Below are 15920 nucleotides of genomic sequence, written 5' to 3'. Positions count from 1 at the left end.
CGTGCTTTCGCGCCTATGTCGAGCAGCAGTTGGTGCCAGTGCTCAAACCGGGCGACATCGTCATCATGGATAATCTCGGCAGCCACAAGTCGACGCCAATCCGTCAGGCGATCAAAGCCGCCGGTGCACGCCTCTGGTTCCTGCCGCCATACTCACCGGACCTCAATCCGATCGAACAGGCCTTCTCGAAGATAAAACACTGGATGCGCGATGCACAGAAGCAGACCATCGATGACGCCTGGCGCCACATCGGCAGTCTGGTCGACACCATCCAGCCCGCCGAATGTGCCAACTATCTCGCAAATGCAGGATATGGTTCCGTCAAAAGGTGAAACGCTCTAGACATAAACAGTGGCCTTAAGCCCAATTTTCCTCCGGGTTCGGTGGCTGAAAGCTTCATCAATCTTCCTCACCAAGGCCGAGACGGATAGTGACATCCACGGATGGGGTGAGGCGTGCCGTCTTGGAGGGAAAAGGCCTTGGCAGCGCGCTTGACCTCCATGTCCAGTTCCGGCCCGCCTGGGACCCTGCGCGGACGACTCTTTGGCAGGAAATGCATCGGCCATGCTCGAGGGAGAGCGCTGAAAATTTGGCCGATTCAGTGTTCTTCAGAGCAAACTCTGCGCGACGGCAATCAGGCGTTTTGCCTGTTTCAGATGCGGCGCATCTAGCATCCGACCGCCGAAGCGGATGGTTCCCCTTTCCGGAACAGCGGAAAAGGCGTCCACGATCGCCTGTGCTTCTGCCACTTGCTCAGCGGTTGGCGTAAACGCCTGGTTGATGACGGGAACCTGCGCAGGATGGACTGCCATCATGCCATTGAACCCGTCGAAGCGGGCGCGGCGCGCATAGGCTGCCAGTCCGTCCGGATCGGATAGCGAGGGGTAGACGGTCTCGATAGCGGCGACGCCTGCCGCATGCGCACCGAACAGGGTCAAAGAGCGGGCAAGTTCGTAAGGCGGGGTATAGCGGCCCGTTTCGTCGCGTGCGCCGAGCGCGCCGATGGCGGCGGGCAGGTCTTCCGCACCCCATGTCAGGCCGAGAAGCTCTGCGCTGACGGATGCGTAGGTGCCCAGTTGGAAGATTGCCGCCGGGGTTTCGGTCGCGATCGGCAGGATCGGTATGCCGGATGCCTTGAGGCCCAAGGCTTCGACGCTTGACGGTCCCTCTGCCTTCGGGAGGACAAGCCCATCCGGCTCAGCGTCGAGGATTGCCGAGAGATCGCCGTCCAGAAGGCCACTGTCGAGCGGATTGACGCGGACGAGAAGCTTGATCCTGCCTTTGGCATGGCGCAGGAAATCGGCCGTTGCCTGTCGGGCCGTCTGCTTGGCGTCGTGCGTCACCGAATCCTCGAGGTCGAAGATCAGGGCATCGGCGCCGCAGCCAAGCGCCTTCTCCATGCGATCCGGCCTGTCGCCCGGCACGAAGAGCAGGGAGCGCAACCTCATTGCGGCCTCCGCGAGACGAGTGCGGAGCGGAGGCACTGGCAGACCAGTTCCTGGCGCTGGTTGAAGAGTTCATGCCGGAAGGTGACGATGCCGGCGGTCGGGCGAGAACGGCTTTCCCGGAGATCGGCAATCTCCGTTTCGGCCCGCATCGTGTCGCCGAGGAAGACCGGCTTCGGCATGACGATCTTGTCGTAGCCGAGATTGGCGATGAGCGTGCCAAGTGTCGTATCGCCGACCGAAAGGCCGACCATCAACGAGAAGGTGAAGGTGCCGTTGACGAGAATCTGGCCGAATTCGCTCGCCTTCGCAGCTTCGACGTCGAGATGCAGCGGCTGCGGATTGTGGGTCATCAGCGTGAACATCAGGTTGTCCGTCTCGGTGACCGTGCGCCGGATTTCATGGACGATCCTGTCGCCTATCGTCCAATCGTCGAAATGGCGTCCGGCCATCAGCTCTCTCCCTCGATCCTGACCAGCAGACTGCCCTCGACCACCTGACTTCCCTTGGCAACCTTCAACTCTGTTACCTTGCCATCGAACGGCGCGTGCAGGACCTGCTCCATTTTCATGGCTTCGATGACGATCAGCGGCTGGCCGCGGCGGATCAGATCTCCCTCGGCCACGGAGACGGCAATCACCATCCCGGGCATCGGCGCCATGATCGCGCCATCCCCGGCACCTTGGCCATGGCCGCCCTGTCCCGCCCGTGGCACGCCAATCGCCCAGGCGTCACCATCGAGGAACAGCACGCCGTTTTCGGCGCGAACGTCAGGCTGCCTGTCTTGCATCCTGACGCGATACGGCTTGTTTCCCACCTCGATAAACACGTCATGGTCGCGCTCGGCATTGAGGCGGAAGCCGGGCAGGGCCGTCCAGACATCGGGCGATTTACGCGGCAGAAGGGTGGCAGCGGCGGCCTGCAAGACCTGCTCGCCTGGCTCCCCCGATCCCACCAGCGCGTCGGCATGCCGCTCGATGAAGCCTGTATCGACCGCGCCTGCCAGGAAGTCGGGATGGCCAAGCATTCGGGCGAGAAAACCTGCATTGCTGCGCACCGGCCAGACCTCGACCTTGCCTGCGGCTTCACCGAGCTTTCGCGCCGCCTCTCGCCGGCTGCTGCCGTGGCTGATCAGCTTGGCCAGCATCGGGTCGTAATACGGGCTCACCTCGTCGCCCTGTTCGACGCCACTGTCGATGCGCAGCGCACCCGGCAGGCGCAGATGATCGAGCCGACCGATTGACGGCAGAAAAACGTTTGCGGGATTTTCCGCATAAAGCCGCGCTTCCATGGCCCAGCCGTGGATGGACAGTTGATCCTGCCGCATCGGCAGAGCCTCGCCAGAGGCGATGCGCAATTGCCACTCCACCAGGTCCTGCCCGGTGATCGCTTCGGTGACGGGATGCTCGACCTGCAGCCGGGTGTTCATTTCCATGAACCAGATGCGGTCGGCGCGCAGCCCTTCCGAGGCGTCGGCGATAAATTCGATCGTGCCGGCCCCGACATAATCGACCGCCCGCGCCGCCTTGACCGCCGCCTGACACACCGCTTCCCGCGTTGCGGCATCCATGCCGGGCGCCGGCGCTTCCTCGATCACCTTCTGGTGCCGGCGCTGCAGCGAGCAGTCCCGTTCGAAGAGATGCACGACATTGCCAAGGGTGTCGCCGAAGACCTGCACTTCGATATGGCGCGGCGAGAGAATGTATTTCTCGATCAGCACGCGCGCGTCGCCGAAGGACGATGCAGCCTCGCGTTGGCAGGCAGTCAGGGCGGCCGCGAATTCATCTGCCCGGTCGACGCGGCGCATGCCCTTGCCGCCGCCGCCGGCGACCGCTTTTATGAGCACCGGGTAGCCGATGAGGTCGGCTTCGTGCTGCAGCCGTTCCGGATCCTGATCTGCGCCGAGATAACCCGGTGTAACGGGCACGCCGGCCGCGATCATCCGTTGTTTGGCGGCATCCTTGAGGCCCATGGCGCGGATGGCAGCGGGCGGTGCACCGACCCAGACGAGGCCTTCGGCAAGAACGGCTTCGGCGAATTCGGCGTTCTCCGACAGGAAGCCGTAACCCGGATGGATCGCCTCGGCGCCGCTCTTTCTCGCGGCATCCAGGATGCGGTCCTGGCGAAGATAACTGTCGCGGGCCGGCGCCGGGCCGATCAGGAATGCCTCATCGGCTTCCCGGACGAAGGCCATGGTCTCGTCGACATCGGAATGAACGGCAATCGTGCGTATTCCAAGCCGTCTTGCCGTGCGTATGATCCGGCGGGCGATTTCACCACGGTTGGCGATCAGGAGACTTTCGATCATGCTCGCCTCACATCCTGAAAATGCCGAACTGCGCCCGATCGGGGATCGGGGCGTTCAGCGCTGCGGAAAATGCGAGGCCGAGGACATCGCGGGTCTGAGCCGGGTCGATGACGCCGTCATCCCACATGCGGGCCGTGGCGTAATAGGGATTGCCCTCGTCCTCGTATTTCTGCCGGATCGGCGCCTTGAAGGCTTCGGCCTCCCCCGGCGTCCAGCTTTCGGCATCCCGGTGCACGGTCGCGAGCACAGACGCTGCCTGCTCGCCGCCCATCACGGAAATACGTGCGTTTGGCCAGCTGAACAGGAAGCGAGGCTGGAAGGCACGCCCGCACATGCCGTAATTGCCGGCACCGAAACTGCCGCCAATCAGCAGCGTGATCTTCGGCACCTGCGCGCAGGATACGGCCGTAACCAGCTTGGCGCCGTGTTTGGCGATGCCCTCCGCCTCGTACTTTCCGCCCACCATGAAGCCGGAAATGTTCTGCAGAAAGAGCAGGGGAATACGTCGTTGACAGGCGAGTTCGATGAAGTGGGCGCCCTTCAGCGCGCTTTCGGAAAACAGGACCCCGTTATTGGCAATGATTGCAACCGGCATGCCCCAGATATGGGCGAAGCCGCAGACGAGGCTTGCCCCGTATAGCGGCTTGAACTCCTGCAGTTCGGAGCCATCGACCATACGGGCGATCACCTCGCGCACATCATAGGGCGTGCGCAGATCCTGCGGCAGCACGCCATAGAGTTCGCGCGGGTCGAAAAGCGGCGGGCGCGGTTCGGCGCGCTCGATATCGACCGTTTTGGGCCGGTTCAGCGTGGCTATGATGTCGCGGATGATCAGAAGAGCGTGTTCGTCATCTTCGGCGACATGGTCGACAACGCCGGATCTTCGACCATGGATATCCGCGCCCCCCAGATCTTCCGCCGAGATCACCTCGCCGATTGCGGCCTTCACCAGCGGCGGACCGGCAAGGAAGATGGTGCCCTGATTGCGGACGATCACCGTTTCGTCGGACATGGCCGGCACATAGGCGCCACCCGCCGTGCAGCTTCCCATCACGCAGGCGATCTGGGGAATCCCGGCCGCCGACATCTGTGCCTGATTGTAGAAAATCCGGCCGAAGTGATCGCGGTCGGGGAAGACTTCCGCCTGGTGCGGCAGGTTCGCGCCGCCGGAATCGACGAGATAGATGCATGGCAGGCGGTTTTCAGCGGCAATTTCCTGGGCTCTCAGATGCTTCTTCACCGTCATCGGAAAATAGGCGCCGCCTTTTACCGTCGGATCATGGGCGATGATCATGCATTCGCGGCCGGAGACACGGCCGATACCCGTGATCATGCCGGCACCCGGCGCCTCGCCACCATACATGCCGCCCGCAGCGAGCTGACCGATTTCGAGGAAGGGAGAGCCGGGATCGAAAAGTCGCAGAACGCGGTCGCGGGGCAAAAGCTTTCCGCGTGCCACATGGCGCTGCCGGTGGTTTTCCGGCCCGCCCAGCGCTGTCGTCGCCACCTTCGAGCGCAGTTCCTCTGCAAGGGCTGCATTGCGCGCAGCATTGGCCTTGAAGGCTTCACTGTCGCGGTCGAGCAGAGTGGGAAGAACCGGCATCAGCGCGTCCCTCCCGTGCCGATGACCTCGCGGCCGATCAGCATGCGGCGCACTTCGTTGGTGCCGGCGCCGATATCGAGGAGCTTTGCGTCGCGCCAGTAGCGCTCGACCGGCCAGTCCTTCGTATAGCCTGCGCCGCCCAAGGCCTGGATCGCCTGCTCGGCGACCTTCACCGCGTTTTCGGAGGCGTAGAGAATGGCACCGGCAGCATCCTGCCGCGTGGTCTGGCCGGCATCGCAGGCGCGAGCGACCGCGTAGACATAGGCACGGGCGGAATTCAGGGCCACCACCATGTCGGCGATCTTGGCCTGCATCAGCTGAAAGCTGCCGATCGGCTGGCCGAACTGCCGACGGTCCCGCAGATAGGGCAGGACGACGTCGAGACAGGCCTGCATGATGCCGAGCTGGATGCCGGACAGCACCACACGTTCATAGTCGAGGCCGGACATAAGCACACTGACCCCGCCGTTCAGCGGCCCCATGACGTTTTCCTCCGGCACGAAACAGTCCTGGAAAACGAGTTCGGCCGTTGGCGAGCCGCGCATCCCAACCTTGTCGATCTTCTGGCCGATGGCAAAACCGGAGAAGTCCTTTTCGACCAGAAAGGCAGTGATGCCCTTCGATCCGGCTTCCGGTTCCGTCTTGGCATAGACCACGAGTGTCTCAGCATACGGTGCGTTGGTGATCCAGAACTTGGTGCCGTTGAGGCGAAAGCCGCCATCCACCCTGTCGGCGCGCAGCCGCATGGAGACCACATCCGATCCGGCCCCCGCCTCCGACATGGCGAGACTGCCGACATCAGCGCCGGAGATCAGTCGGGGCAGGTATTTCGCCTTCTGCTCGTTGGAACCCCAGCGTGCGATCTGGTTGATGCACAGATTGGAATGGGCACCATAGGACAGGCCGACCGAGGCCGAAGCGCGACTGATTTCCTCGCAGGCGATCACATGTTCGAGGTAGCCGAGACCAAGGCCGCCATCCGCTTCCGCCACCGTTATTCCATGCAGTCCCAGCGCACCCATGGCTGGCCAGAGTTCGACCGGAAAGCGATCCTGTCGATCGACATCTGCCGCGATCGGGGCGATGCGCTCACGCGCGAAACGCTCCGTCGTCTCGCGGATCATGTCCGCTGTCTCACCAAGCCTGAAGTCCAACTCCGTCATGTGGCTTCCTCTCGGATATCCTGTCTTTCGAAACCGGCAGGCCGGTCAGATGTGCAGCGCGTGGCCAAGCGCTTTGAGTGCGGCTTCCTGCAGGGCTTCGCCGCGTGTGGGATGGGCGTGGATTGTGGCGGCGATATCCTCCAGCCGCGCGCCCATTTCGATGGCGATCGCAAATGTCGAAGCGAATTCGGAGACGCCCGCGCCGACCGCCTGCAGCCCGAGGACGGCATGGGTATCGGCGCGCGCCACGACCCGCACGAAGCCGTCTTCATCTTCCACGGTCATAGCCCTTCCATTGGCGGTGAAGGGGAACTGGCCGATTTTCACATCAAAGCCGTGGCTGCGCGCTTCCTCGGGCAGAAGGCCGGCGCTGACGATTTCAGTATCGGTGAAGCAGATGGCGGGGATGCAGCGTTTGTCCCAGGCGCGCTTGCGCCCGGCAACGATCTCGGCAACCATCTCGCCCTGAGCCATGGCGCGGTGTGCCAGCATTGGCTCACCCGTGACGTCGCCGATCGCATAGACGCCGCGCATGGAGGTCCGGCAGTGGTCGTCGACCTGCAGGAACGATCCGATGCGGTCGAGATCGAGTTCCTCCAGGCCGGAGCCTGTGGTGCGGGGGCGCCGCCCGACGGCGACGAGAATGCGGTCTGCCGGAAATTCGCGCCGTCCCCCGGCGCTCTCGACGACCAAAGCCTCGCCGCCCTCGGAAAGCCCGAGTGCCCTGGCACCGGTCAAGACAGAAATTCCGCGCTCACCGAGCCTGCGCAGCACCGGCTTCACCAGATCGGCGTCGTAGAGCGGCAGGATCTGCGACGTCGCCTCGACCACGGTGACGTGAGACCCCATGCGGGCGAAGGCGGTACCAAGCTCCAGGCCGATGTACCCTCCGCCCACCACGACGAGCTTTTTCGGCAGTTCCGTGAGCGACAGGGCCTCGGTGGACGAGATGACCCGTCCGCCGAAGGGAAGGGCTGGAAGCTCGACAGGATCGGAGCCGGTCGCGATGACAACGGTCTCGGCGCGGATGACCTGCAGGCCGGTTTCGGTTTCCACCTCGACCGTCTTGCCATCGCGAAACTGCGCGTGGCCGTGAACGATCTTCACCCGCGCCTTCTGCAAAAGGCCTGAGACACCACCTGTCAGGCGACCGACGATGGCGTCCTTCCAGGCGATGGTCTTCGACAGATCGATCGAAGCGTGCTCGACGTGAATGCCGAGCGCGTTCCCGCCGGTGGACAGCGCGCGGGCCTTGTCGAAGGTCTCTGCGGCATGGATGAGCGCCTTGGACGGAATGCAGCCAATCGTCAGGCAAGTCCCGCCGGGACGGCCCTGTTCGACGATCACGGTATCGATGCCGAGCTGACCGGCCTTGATGGCGCAGACATAGCCGCCGGGACCAGCGCCGATGACGAGAAGTTTGCAGGAAATCTCTTTCATGTCTCAGCCTTCGATAAAGATCAGTGCCGGAGTCTCCATCAGCACCCGCAGGCGCTGGACGAAGGTGGCGGCGTTCCAGCCGTCGACGATCCGATGATCGAAGCTGGAAGACAGGTTCATCATCTTGCGCGGGATGAATTGCGCACCGTCCCAGACGGGGCGGGTGGCGATCTTGTTGACGCCGACGATGGCGACTTCCGGATGGTTGATGACCGGGGTCGAGACGATGCCGCCAAGCGCGCCGAGCGAGGAAATGGTGATGGTCGAACCGGTGAGCTCGTCGCGGGTGGCCGTGCCGGCGCGGGTGGCTTCGGCCAGCCGGTTCATCTCGCTCGCGCAATCCCAGATGCCGCGTGCTTCGGCATGTTTGACCACTGGAACCGCAAGGCCGCTCGCGGTCTGGGTGGCGATGCCGATATGCACGGCACCGAAACGGGTGAGCACGCCGGCATCGTCGTCAAAGGTGGCGTTGACATCCGGCTCTTCGACAACCGCCTTGACCATGGCCCGCATCAGGAAGGGCAGGAGGGTGAGCTTCGGCTGGTCGGACCGACGCTCGGCATTCATCTTGGCCCGCAGCTCTTCGAGCGCCGTGACGTCGACCTCCTCCACATAGGTGATGTGAGGAATGCGCGAGGTGGAGACGACCATTTTCTCGGCAATCCGGCGCCGAAGGCCGGTCAGCTTGATTTCCTCGCGCGCGGTGTTTCTGACGGGGCCGGGCACTGTCGGCGCCGGCTCCGGTCCGCGGGCGAGATAGTGCTCCACATCCTCGCGCAGGATGCGTCCGGCCGGTCCGCTTCCGCGCAGCAGGCGCAGGTCTATGCCGTTATCGCGGGCCAGCAAGCGAACCGAGGGTGCCGCCAGCGGCCGGTCGAATTCCGGCGAGGGCTGACGGGCCGGAGGTGTCGCGGGAGCGACTGAGGGGGCAGGTTTGGGCTGTCCGTGCGGCAGTTCCTCCGCCGTCGGCTGATCAAGTGCGGGCGCCGTATCTTCATCCGCAACAGGTCCTGCAGGCTCCGCGGCGGACCCATCCGTCGCGATCCGGATGAGAGGTGCCTTGACCGCGATCGTGTCACCGATCTCGCCGGCAAGCCAGACCACCGTGCCGCTGACGGGCGTGGGGATCTCCACCGTCGCCTTGTCGGTCATGACAGCGGCGACCATCATGTCCTCGCGAACGGGGTCGCCGATCTTCACCATCCATTCGACGAGTTCCGCCTCGGCCACGCCTTCGCCGACGTCGGGCATCTTGATCGTGAACTCACCCATGGCTCAGGCCTCCATCACGTCGACAAGCGCGCGGCCGACCCTGGTGGGGCCAGGGAAGTAGTCCCATTCCTGTGCATGCGGATAGGGTGTGTCCCAGCCCGCGACGCGCATGACCGGTGCTTCCAGGTGGTAGAAGCAATGTTCCTGCACGAGCGCCACGATCTCTCCGCCAAAGCCGGAGGTCAGCGTTGCCTCGTGAACGACGACGCAGCGGCCGGTCTTGGCGACCGACTTGACGATCGTGTCGAGATCGAGTGGCATCAGGCTTCTGAGATCGATCACCTCGGCGTCGATGCCGGTATCTTCGACGGCCGCCAGCGCTACATGCACCATGGTGCCATAGGCGATCACGGTCACCGCGGAACCCTCGCGGCGGATATCGGCCTTGCCGATCGGGATCGTGTAGAAACCTTCGGGGACTTCGCCCAGCTCGTGCTTCGACCAAGGCGTGACAGGCCGGTCGTGATGACCGTCGAAGGGGCCGTTGTAGAGGCGCTTCGGCTCCAGGAAAATGACCGGGTCAGGATCCGCAATTGCGGCTGTCAGCAGACCTTTGGCGTCATGGGGATTGGAGGGCACGATCACCTTCAGGCCGCAGACATGGGTAAACAGCGCCTCCGGGCTCTGACTGTGGGTCTGGCCGCCGAAGATGCCGCCGCCGGTCGGCATGCGCACCACGATGGGGCAGGTGAAATCGCCGTTCGACCGGTAGCGGATGCGGGCCGCCTCTTGCGTCAGTTGGTCATAGGCCGGGTACATGTAGTCGGCGAACTGGATCTCCACGCAGGGTTTCAAGCCATAGGCGGCCATGCCGATTGCGGCGCCCACGATGCCGGATTCGTTGATCGGTGTGTCGAAGCAGCGGGTCTTTCCATATTTCGTCTGAAGGCCTTGGGTGCAGCGGAACACGCCGCCGAAGTAACCGACGTCTTCGCCGAACACGACCACGTCGTCGTCGCGCTCCATGGACACGTCCATCGCGCTGCGGACCGCTTCGATCATTGTCATTCTGGCCATGTCAGTAGCCTGCCTTCTGTCGCTGGCGACGCAGATGCGGCGGCATCTCGGCATAGACACCTTCGAAGATGTCACGCACCGAAGGTCTGCCGCCCGCATGCAGCGTTCCGTGTTCTTCCGCCTTGCGCTGGGCCGTGATCACCTCGTCCATGATCTCCGCCTCGGCCTGCACATGCCGTTCCTCCGACCAGGCCCCCCTGACGATCAGATGCTTCTTCAATCTGAGCACGGGATCACCGAGCGGCCAGGCTTCGGATTCCGTCTTGGGCCGGTAAGCGCTCGGGTCATCGGATGTGGAATGCGCTCCGACCCGGTAAGTCACGTATTCGACGAGTGTCGGCCCCAGATTGCGCCGCGCCCGTTCAGCGGCCCAGCATGCGACCGCATAGACCGCGAGATAGTCGTTTCCGTCGACCCGAAGTGCGGGGATGCCGAAGCCGAGACCGCGTGCGGCAAAGGTGCCCGAGCCGCCCCGCGCTATGCCTTGAAAGGTGGAAATTGCCCACTGGTTGTTCACGACGTTGAGAACCACGGGCGCCCGATAGGTCGAGGCAAAGACCAGTGCCGAGTGAAAGTCCGACTCGGCCGTCGAGCCGTCGCCGATCCAGGCGGCGGCGATGCGGCTGTCGTTCTTGATCGCAGACGCCATGGCCCAGCCGACGGCCTGGACATATTGCGTGGCGAGATTGCCGGAAATGGTGAAAAAGCCATGGTCCTTGGAGGAATACATGATCGGCAATTGCCGTCCGCGCAGGGGATCCGCCTCGTTGGAATAGATCTGGTTCATCATCTCGACCATCGGATAGTCATCGGCGATGAGGAGGCCTGCCTGCCGGTAGGTCGGGAAGTTCATATCGCCCTTTTGCAGTGCCTTGCGAAAGGCGCAGCTGACGGCTTCCTCGCCGAGATGCTGCATGTAGAAGGAGGTCTTGCCTTGCCGCTGCGCCATCAGCATGCGGGCGTCGAAGGCCCTGAGCGTCATCATGTGGCGGAGGCCGTCCCGCAATTCGTCGTCGCCAAGCATGCCGGCCCAGGGGCCGACGGCCTCGCCGTCACGATTGAGAACGCGGATGATCGAGTAGGCGAGATCCCGCATGTCTTCGGCAGCCGCATCGACCGGCGGCCGTGAAACTGCACCGGCCTTGGCGATCTTGACGTTGGAAAAGTCGGGCTGACCGCCCGGCCGAACAGCAGGTTCGGGGACGTGCAGGCTCAGATGAGCGGGTTCCACCATCGATTTCCTCCCGTGAAGACGGCTCCTCTCCTCAGAAGCCGGTCAATCACCAGGGATGGTACGCGCCTTGCGAGTGGCAAGCCATGACAAAATCGCCTCGAATTTTTTGGCCAGTTTTGCCATAGGCTTCGGCCTCGCTCAGGGCTTCTGAATCGATCTGGCATTCTTGCGGAATGTCTCGGGGCTTTCGCTCATCCATTTCTTGAAGGCACGGTAAAAGGCGCTTGGCTCCGAATAGCCGAGGCGCGCGGCTATATCGCTGACGGACTGCGCCGTGTTCATCAGCATGTCGCGGGCAAGGTCACGCCGAATGTCGTCCTTGATGGCGGCATAGCTTTGTCCCTCGTCATGCAGCCGATGGCGCAGTGTCGATGACGACATGCGCATATCGCGGGCGAGGTCTGCGAAACTGCCCCACTCAGCCGGACCTTTCTGGCTCATGCGACGCCGGATGGCCGCTGCCGTTCCGGCGTCATATCGGTAGCGGATCAGGATGTTGGCTGGAGCCCCCCGCAGGAATTGCCGCAGGGCCTGCTCGTTGCGTGCGATCGGCAGATCCAGCATCGACGCGTCGAAGCCGAGGCGGCTCACGGGCTGCGAGAAGCGGATCGGGGCGCCGAAGAAAAGCCGATGCTCGGCGCTCAAGGTCGGTTCGCTGCAGCGAAAATCGACGAGCCGAATGGGGATGCGCCGGCCCACCAGCCAGCAGGTCAATCCATGCAGGATGATCCAGTAACTGCGATAGGCGAAGGCGGATCGGGGATCGCCAGTTTCCTTGAGTTCGATCACTGCCGTGCCGTCGCGCACGTCGAGCTCTGCCGTGGGTTCACCCATGATGATGTTGAGAAACCGCAATGCCCGTCGCAGCGCGCGGTCGAGTGTCGGTGCATGCATGACGCAATGGCATAGAAGCGTGAAACTGCCGCGTGGCATTGGACGCTCGCCGAGGCCGAAGCACTCGTCGTTCAGCTCTTCGGCGATTGCCAGCCACAAACGACCGAAGGTCTTGGCTGACACCGGTTGATCGACAACAGGCGGCAAACCCAGCCGGGTCAGAAGCGTTTCCGTCGACCGACCGGCACGCCGAAGGCTGTCGAGCGCCTCCTCGACGAAGCCTGTCGAGATCATGTGTCGTTCCATGTCGGCCATGCTTTTATTCCAGCTTTGCGTTCCAAGTGGCAAAAGTGGCCGCAACAATGGATCGATTTCGTCATCGGTTGCAACACCGAAACAGGCTAGGATTTGGCCTCAATCGCAACTTCAGACGACCTCGCAGAGGAGGTTTCATGCGCATCGAAGACGCTTGTTTCATCGTGACAGGCGGCTGCTCCGGTCTCGGGGCGGCTACCGTGCGGATGATCACCGAGGCTGGCGGGCATGTCGTGATCGCCGATCTCGATCAGGATCGTGGTCCCTCGCTGGCGCTTGAACTCGGTCAGAACGCGCGCTTCGTCAGGACCGATGTCACCCGTGCCGATGATGCAGCAAGCGCCGTCAACGAGGCGACCAGAACCTTCGGCGGTCTGCGGGGCTTGATCAATTGCGCTGGCGTGGCACCGGCGGAGAAGGTCGTCGGACGCGAGGGCCCGCATGGGTTGGAGAGCTTCGCGCGTACGGTCGGTATCAACCTTGTCGGCACGTTCAACATGATCCGCCTTGCCGCCGCCGCGATGCAGGCGAACGCGACCGATGCGGAAGGGGAGCGGGGGGTAATCGTCAACACGGCCTCGGTTGCTGCCTTCGACGGGCAGGTCGGTCAGGCGGCCTATGCGGCCTCGAAGGGGGGGATCGCTGCCATGACCCTGCCGATCGCCCGCGAACTCGCGCGCAGCGGCATCCGCGTCGTCTCGATCGCGCCGGGTGTCTTCGAAACGCCGATGATGGCCGCAATGCCGTCAGAGGTGCGTGATGCGCTGGCTTCGAGCGTGCCCTTCCCACCCCGCCTCGGCAGGCCTGCCGAGTTCGCGGCGCTCGCCCGCCATATCGTTGAAAACACCATGCTGAACGGCGAGGTCATCCGCCTCGACGGGGCCATCCGTATGGGTGCGCGGTAACGGTTGCCGCAGGAGGACATATCAATATGCAAGATCCGATTGTCATCGTTGGTTCCGCCAGAACCCCGATCGGCGGCTTTCAGGGCGAACTGAAGGACATGACGGCTCCGGAGTTGGGGGCTGCCTCGATCCGTGCCGCCCTTGGGCGTGCCGGCCTGAATGCCGAAGCGGTGGACGAGGTGTTGTTCGGCTGCGTCCTCGCCGCCGGCCAGGGGCAGGCACCCGCGAGACAGGCCGCGATCGGGGCCGGTCTGCCATTCTCGGCGGGTGCGACGACGATCAACAAGATGTGCGGTTCCGGCATGAAGGCCGCGATTCTGGCCCATGACCTGATCGCCGCGGGAAGCGCTTCTGTCGTTGTGGCCGGAGGCATGGAGAGCATGACCAACGCGCCTTATCTGCTGGATCGTGCCCGTGCCGGCTACCGGCTCGGCCATGGCCGGACGCTCGATCACATGTTTCTCGATGGGCTCGAGGATGCCTATGACAAAGGCCGGTTGATGGGCACCTTCGCGGAGGACTGCGCTGAGGCCTACCAGTTTACCCGCGAAGCGCAGGACGCCTATGCCGTCGCATCGCTGACGCGGGCAACGAAAGCGATGGCCGATGGCGCTTTCGATCGGGAGATCGTGCCGGTCACGGTCCGGTCGGGCAAGGCAGAACTGGTCGCGAGCCGTGACGAGCAGCCGGGCAAGGCGAAGCTCGACAAGATCCCGAGGCTGAAGCCCGCTTTCCGCGATGGCGGCACGGTGACGGCTGCCAATTCCAGCTCGATTTCCGATGGCGCTGCGGCACTGGTGCTGATGCGGCGCTCTCAGGCCGAACGCCGCGGCCTCAGCCCTGTTGCCACCATCCTCGGGCATGCCACGCATTCGCAGGCGCCCGGTCTCTTCGCCACGGCGCCGATCGGCGCCCTGCGGAAGCTGTCGGATCTCACCGGCCTGCCGCTTTCGGATGTCGACCTCTTCGAGATCAACGAGGCCTTTGCCGTTGTCGCCATGGCGGCCATGCGCGATCTCGACCTGCCGCATGACAAGGTGAATGTTCACGGGGGCGCCTGTGCGCTCGGCCATCCGATCGGCGCATCGGGCGCGCGGATCCTGGTCACGCTGATCGCCGCGCTCGAACGCCATGATCGCAAACACGGCATGGCAGCGCTTTGCATCGGTGGCGGCGAGGCAACTGCCATCGCCATCGAGCGGACCTGATCGGAGGAAGTCGGATGATGCTTTCGGAGCTTCAGCAACAGATCCTCGACATGACGCGCAGCTTCGCCCGCGAGCGTCTTGCCCCCGGGGCGGCCGACCGCGACCGGCATCACCGTTTCCCGCGCGAGGAATTGCGGGACATGGGGGAGCTTGGCCTTCTCGGCATGCTGGTGCCCGAGGAGCACGGTGGTTCCGATACCGGAATGGTTGCCTATGCGCTTGCGGTCGAGGAGATCGCCACCGGTGATGGCGCCTGCTCGACCATCATGAGCGTCCATAGTTCGGTGGGCTGCGTGCCGATCCTGAAATTCGGGACTGAAGAGCAGCGGCAACGTTTTCTGCCGAGGCTTGCCTCGGGGGAGTGGATCGGTGGTTTTGCCCTGACGGAACCGCAGGCGGGTTCGGATGCCTCGAACCTCAAGACGCGAGCGCGGCGCGATGGCGATCACTACGTCATCGACGGTGCCAAACAGTTCATCACCTCGGGCAAGAATGGCCAGGTCATCATCGTTTTCGCCGTCACCGATCCGGATGCGGGCAAGAACGGCATCACGGCTTTCATCGTGCCAACGGATACGCCGGGCTACGAAGTCCTGCGCGTCGAGGAGAAACTCGGTCTCAACGCATCCGACACGTGCCAGATCGCCTTCAACGCCATGAAAATTCCCGCCGAGAACAGGCTCGGGGAGGAGGGACAAGGCTACCGGATCGCGCTCGCCAATCTCGAAGGTGGACGTATCGGCATCGCCGCACAATCGGTCGGCATGGCGCAGGCGGCCTTTGAGGCGGCGCGCGATTATGCCGGTGAGCGAAAGGCCTTTGGCAGGCCGATTGCCGACCATCAGGCGGTCGCCTTCCGTCTCGCCGACATGGCCACACAGATCGAGGCCGCGCGGCAACTCGTCCGGCACGCCGCAACGCTGCGCGAGGCCGGCCACCCCTGCGTTTCGGAAGCCTCGATGGCGAAGCTTTTTGCCTCCGAAATCGCCGAACGGGTCTGCTCGGACGCGATCCAGATCCATGGTGGCTATGGATACATGCGGGATTATCCGGTCGAACGCATCTACCGCGACGCCCGTATCTGCCAGATCTACGAGGGCACGAGCGACGTGCAGCGAATGGTCATCGCGCGGACCCTTCAGGATACGCGGTGATGAGCCTCTGAGGATCGGCGTT

General features: G+C 63.6%; 14 protein-coding genes. 4 read left to right on the top strand and 10 right to left on the bottom strand.

Features of this window, described 5'->3' with window-relative positions:
- On the top strand, positions 1 to 332 hold a 332-nt coding region (locus FAA97_RS09605), incomplete at its 5' end, for a transposase (protein WP_136598296.1).
- A 276-nt stretch (positions 333 to 608) separates the two neighbouring features.
- Here the strand turns inward: FAA97_RS09605 and FAA97_RS09600 are convergent.
- The 10 genes from FAA97_RS09600 to FAA97_RS09555 form a co-directional block, all read right to left on the bottom strand.
- Entirely contained in the window at positions 609 to 1448 is an 840-nt protein-coding gene (locus tag FAA97_RS09600) for an HpcH/HpaI aldolase/citrate lyase family protein (protein ID WP_136598295.1), read from the bottom strand.
- Positions 1445 to 1897 carry a MaoC family dehydratase gene (locus tag FAA97_RS09595; RefSeq protein ID WP_136598294.1) on the bottom strand — a complete coding sequence of 151 codons (453 nt, stop codon included), beginning with the start codon at positions 1895 to 1897 and terminating at the stop codon, positions 1445 to 1447. Before FAA97_RS09595 ends, FAA97_RS09600 begins: the two co-directional genes overlap by 4 nt.
- Positions 1897 to 3753, bottom strand: a complete 1857-nt coding sequence (locus tag FAA97_RS09590) for an acetyl/propionyl/methylcrotonyl-CoA carboxylase subunit alpha (protein ID WP_136598293.1) — start codon at positions 3751 to 3753, stop codon at positions 1897 to 1899. The genes FAA97_RS09595 and FAA97_RS09590 overlap by 1 nt, the downstream gene beginning before the upstream one ends.
- A 7-nt stretch (positions 3754 to 3760) precedes the next feature.
- The gene (locus FAA97_RS09585) at positions 3761 to 5356 is read right to left on the bottom strand and encodes a carboxyl transferase domain-containing protein (RefSeq protein ID WP_136598292.1); all 1596 of its coding nucleotides are present in this window, start codon (positions 5354 to 5356) and stop codon (positions 3761 to 3763) included.
- Positions 5356 to 6519, bottom strand: a complete 1164-nt coding sequence (locus tag FAA97_RS09580; protein WP_136598291.1) for an isovaleryl-CoA dehydrogenase — start codon at positions 6517 to 6519, stop codon at positions 5356 to 5358. Before FAA97_RS09580 ends, FAA97_RS09585 begins: the two co-directional genes overlap by 1 nt.
- A 45-nt stretch (positions 6520 to 6564) precedes the next feature.
- Positions 6565 to 7959 (bottom strand): dihydrolipoyl dehydrogenase, encoded by a 1395-nt coding sequence (gene lpdA / locus FAA97_RS09575; protein WP_136598290.1) that lies wholly within the window; start codon positions 7957 to 7959, stop codon positions 6565 to 6567.
- 3 nt (positions 7960 to 7962) lie between these two features.
- The gene (locus FAA97_RS09570) at positions 7963 to 9231 is read right to left on the bottom strand and encodes a dihydrolipoamide acetyltransferase family protein (RefSeq protein ID WP_136598289.1); all 1269 of its coding nucleotides are present in this window, start codon (positions 9229 to 9231) and stop codon (positions 7963 to 7965) included.
- A 3-nt stretch (positions 9232 to 9234) separates the two neighbouring features.
- A complete protein-coding gene (locus FAA97_RS09565) occupies positions 9235 to 10248 on the bottom strand; it encodes an alpha-ketoacid dehydrogenase subunit beta (RefSeq protein ID WP_136598288.1) in 1014 nt (337 codons plus the stop codon).
- Position 10249: 1 nt separating this feature from the next.
- Complete coding sequence (locus FAA97_RS09560; RefSeq protein ID WP_136598287.1) at positions 10250 to 11482, bottom strand: 3-methyl-2-oxobutanoate dehydrogenase (2-methylpropanoyl-transferring) subunit alpha; 1233 nt, start codon at positions 11480 to 11482, stop codon at positions 10250 to 10252.
- 138 nt (positions 11483 to 11620) lie between these two features.
- Complete coding sequence (locus tag FAA97_RS09555) at positions 11621 to 12631, bottom strand: AraC family transcriptional regulator (protein WP_136598286.1); 1011 nt, start codon at positions 12629 to 12631, stop codon at positions 11621 to 11623.
- Between the two features lie 137 nt (positions 12632 to 12768).
- Here FAA97_RS09555 and FAA97_RS09550 point away from each other — a divergent pair, with 137 nt between their 5' ends.
- The 3 genes from FAA97_RS09550 to FAA97_RS09540 are packed head-to-tail and all read left to right on the top strand — an operon-like array spanning position 12769 to position 15898.
- Positions 12769 to 13536: an SDR family NAD(P)-dependent oxidoreductase gene (locus tag FAA97_RS09550; protein WP_136598285.1), complete on the top strand. Its 768-nt coding sequence runs from the start codon at positions 12769 to 12771 to the stop codon at positions 13534 to 13536.
- A 20-nt stretch (positions 13537 to 13556) separates the two neighbouring features.
- Complete coding sequence (locus tag FAA97_RS09545; RefSeq protein ID WP_136598284.1) at positions 13557 to 14744, top strand: acetyl-CoA C-acyltransferase; 1188 nt, start codon at positions 13557 to 13559, stop codon at positions 14742 to 14744.
- A gap of 14 nt (positions 14745 to 14758) precedes the next feature.
- Entirely contained in the window at positions 14759 to 15898 is a 1140-nt protein-coding gene (locus FAA97_RS09540; protein ID WP_136598283.1) for an acyl-CoA dehydrogenase family protein, read from the top strand.
- Positions 15899 to 15920 lie beyond the last annotated feature (22 nt).

The sequence above is a fragment of the Peteryoungia ipomoeae genome, assembly GCF_004912165.1.
Lineage (GTDB): Bacteria > Pseudomonadota > Alphaproteobacteria > Rhizobiales > Rhizobiaceae > Allorhizobium > Allorhizobium ipomoeae.
Note: the sequence above shows the minus strand (reverse complement) of the source record. Positions and strands in the feature narration are given on the sequence as shown.

What these genes read in the sequence shown, in the direction of transcription:
- FAA97_RS09590 (WP_136598293.1), bottom strand. Translation starts at nt 3,753, where the DNA reads ATGATCGAAAGTCTCCTGATCGCCAACCGTGGTGAAATCGCCCGCCGG.
- FAA97_RS09565 (WP_136598288.1), bottom strand. Translation starts at nt 10,248, where the DNA reads ATGGCCAGAATGACAATGATCGAAGCGGTCCGCAGCGCGATGGACGTG.
- FAA97_RS09585 (WP_136598292.1), bottom strand. Translation starts at nt 5,356, where the DNA reads ATGCCGGTTCTTCCCACTCTGCTCGACCGCGACAGTGAAGCCTTCAAG.
- FAA97_RS09540 (WP_136598283.1), top strand. Translation starts at nt 14,759, where the DNA reads ATGATGCTTTCGGAGCTTCAGCAACAGATCCTCGACATGACGCGCAGC.
- lpdA (WP_136598290.1), bottom strand. Translation starts at nt 7,959, where the DNA reads ATGAAAGAGATTTCCTGCAAACTTCTCGTCATCGGCGCTGGTCCCGGC.
- FAA97_RS09595 (WP_136598294.1), bottom strand. Translation starts at nt 1,897, where the DNA reads ATGGCCGGACGCCATTTCGACGATTGGACGATAGGCGACAGGATCGTC.
- FAA97_RS09580 (WP_136598291.1), bottom strand. Translation starts at nt 6,519, where the DNA reads ATGACGGAGTTGGACTTCAGGCTTGGTGAGACAGCGGACATGATCCGC.
- FAA97_RS09550 (WP_136598285.1), top strand. Translation starts at nt 12,769, where the DNA reads ATGCGCATCGAAGACGCTTGTTTCATCGTGACAGGCGGCTGCTCCGGT.
- FAA97_RS09555 (WP_136598286.1), bottom strand. Translation starts at nt 12,631, where the DNA reads ATGGCCGACATGGAACGACACATGATCTCGACAGGCTTCGTCGAGGAG.
- FAA97_RS09570 (WP_136598289.1), bottom strand. Translation starts at nt 9,231, where the DNA reads ATGGGTGAGTTCACGATCAAGATGCCCGACGTCGGCGAAGGCGTGGCC.
- FAA97_RS09560 (WP_136598287.1), bottom strand. Translation starts at nt 11,482, where the DNA reads ATGGTGGAACCCGCTCATCTGAGCCTGCACGTCCCCGAACCTGCTGTT.
- FAA97_RS09600 (WP_136598295.1), bottom strand. Translation starts at nt 1,448, where the DNA reads ATGAGGTTGCGCTCCCTGCTCTTCGTGCCGGGCGACAGGCCGGATCGC.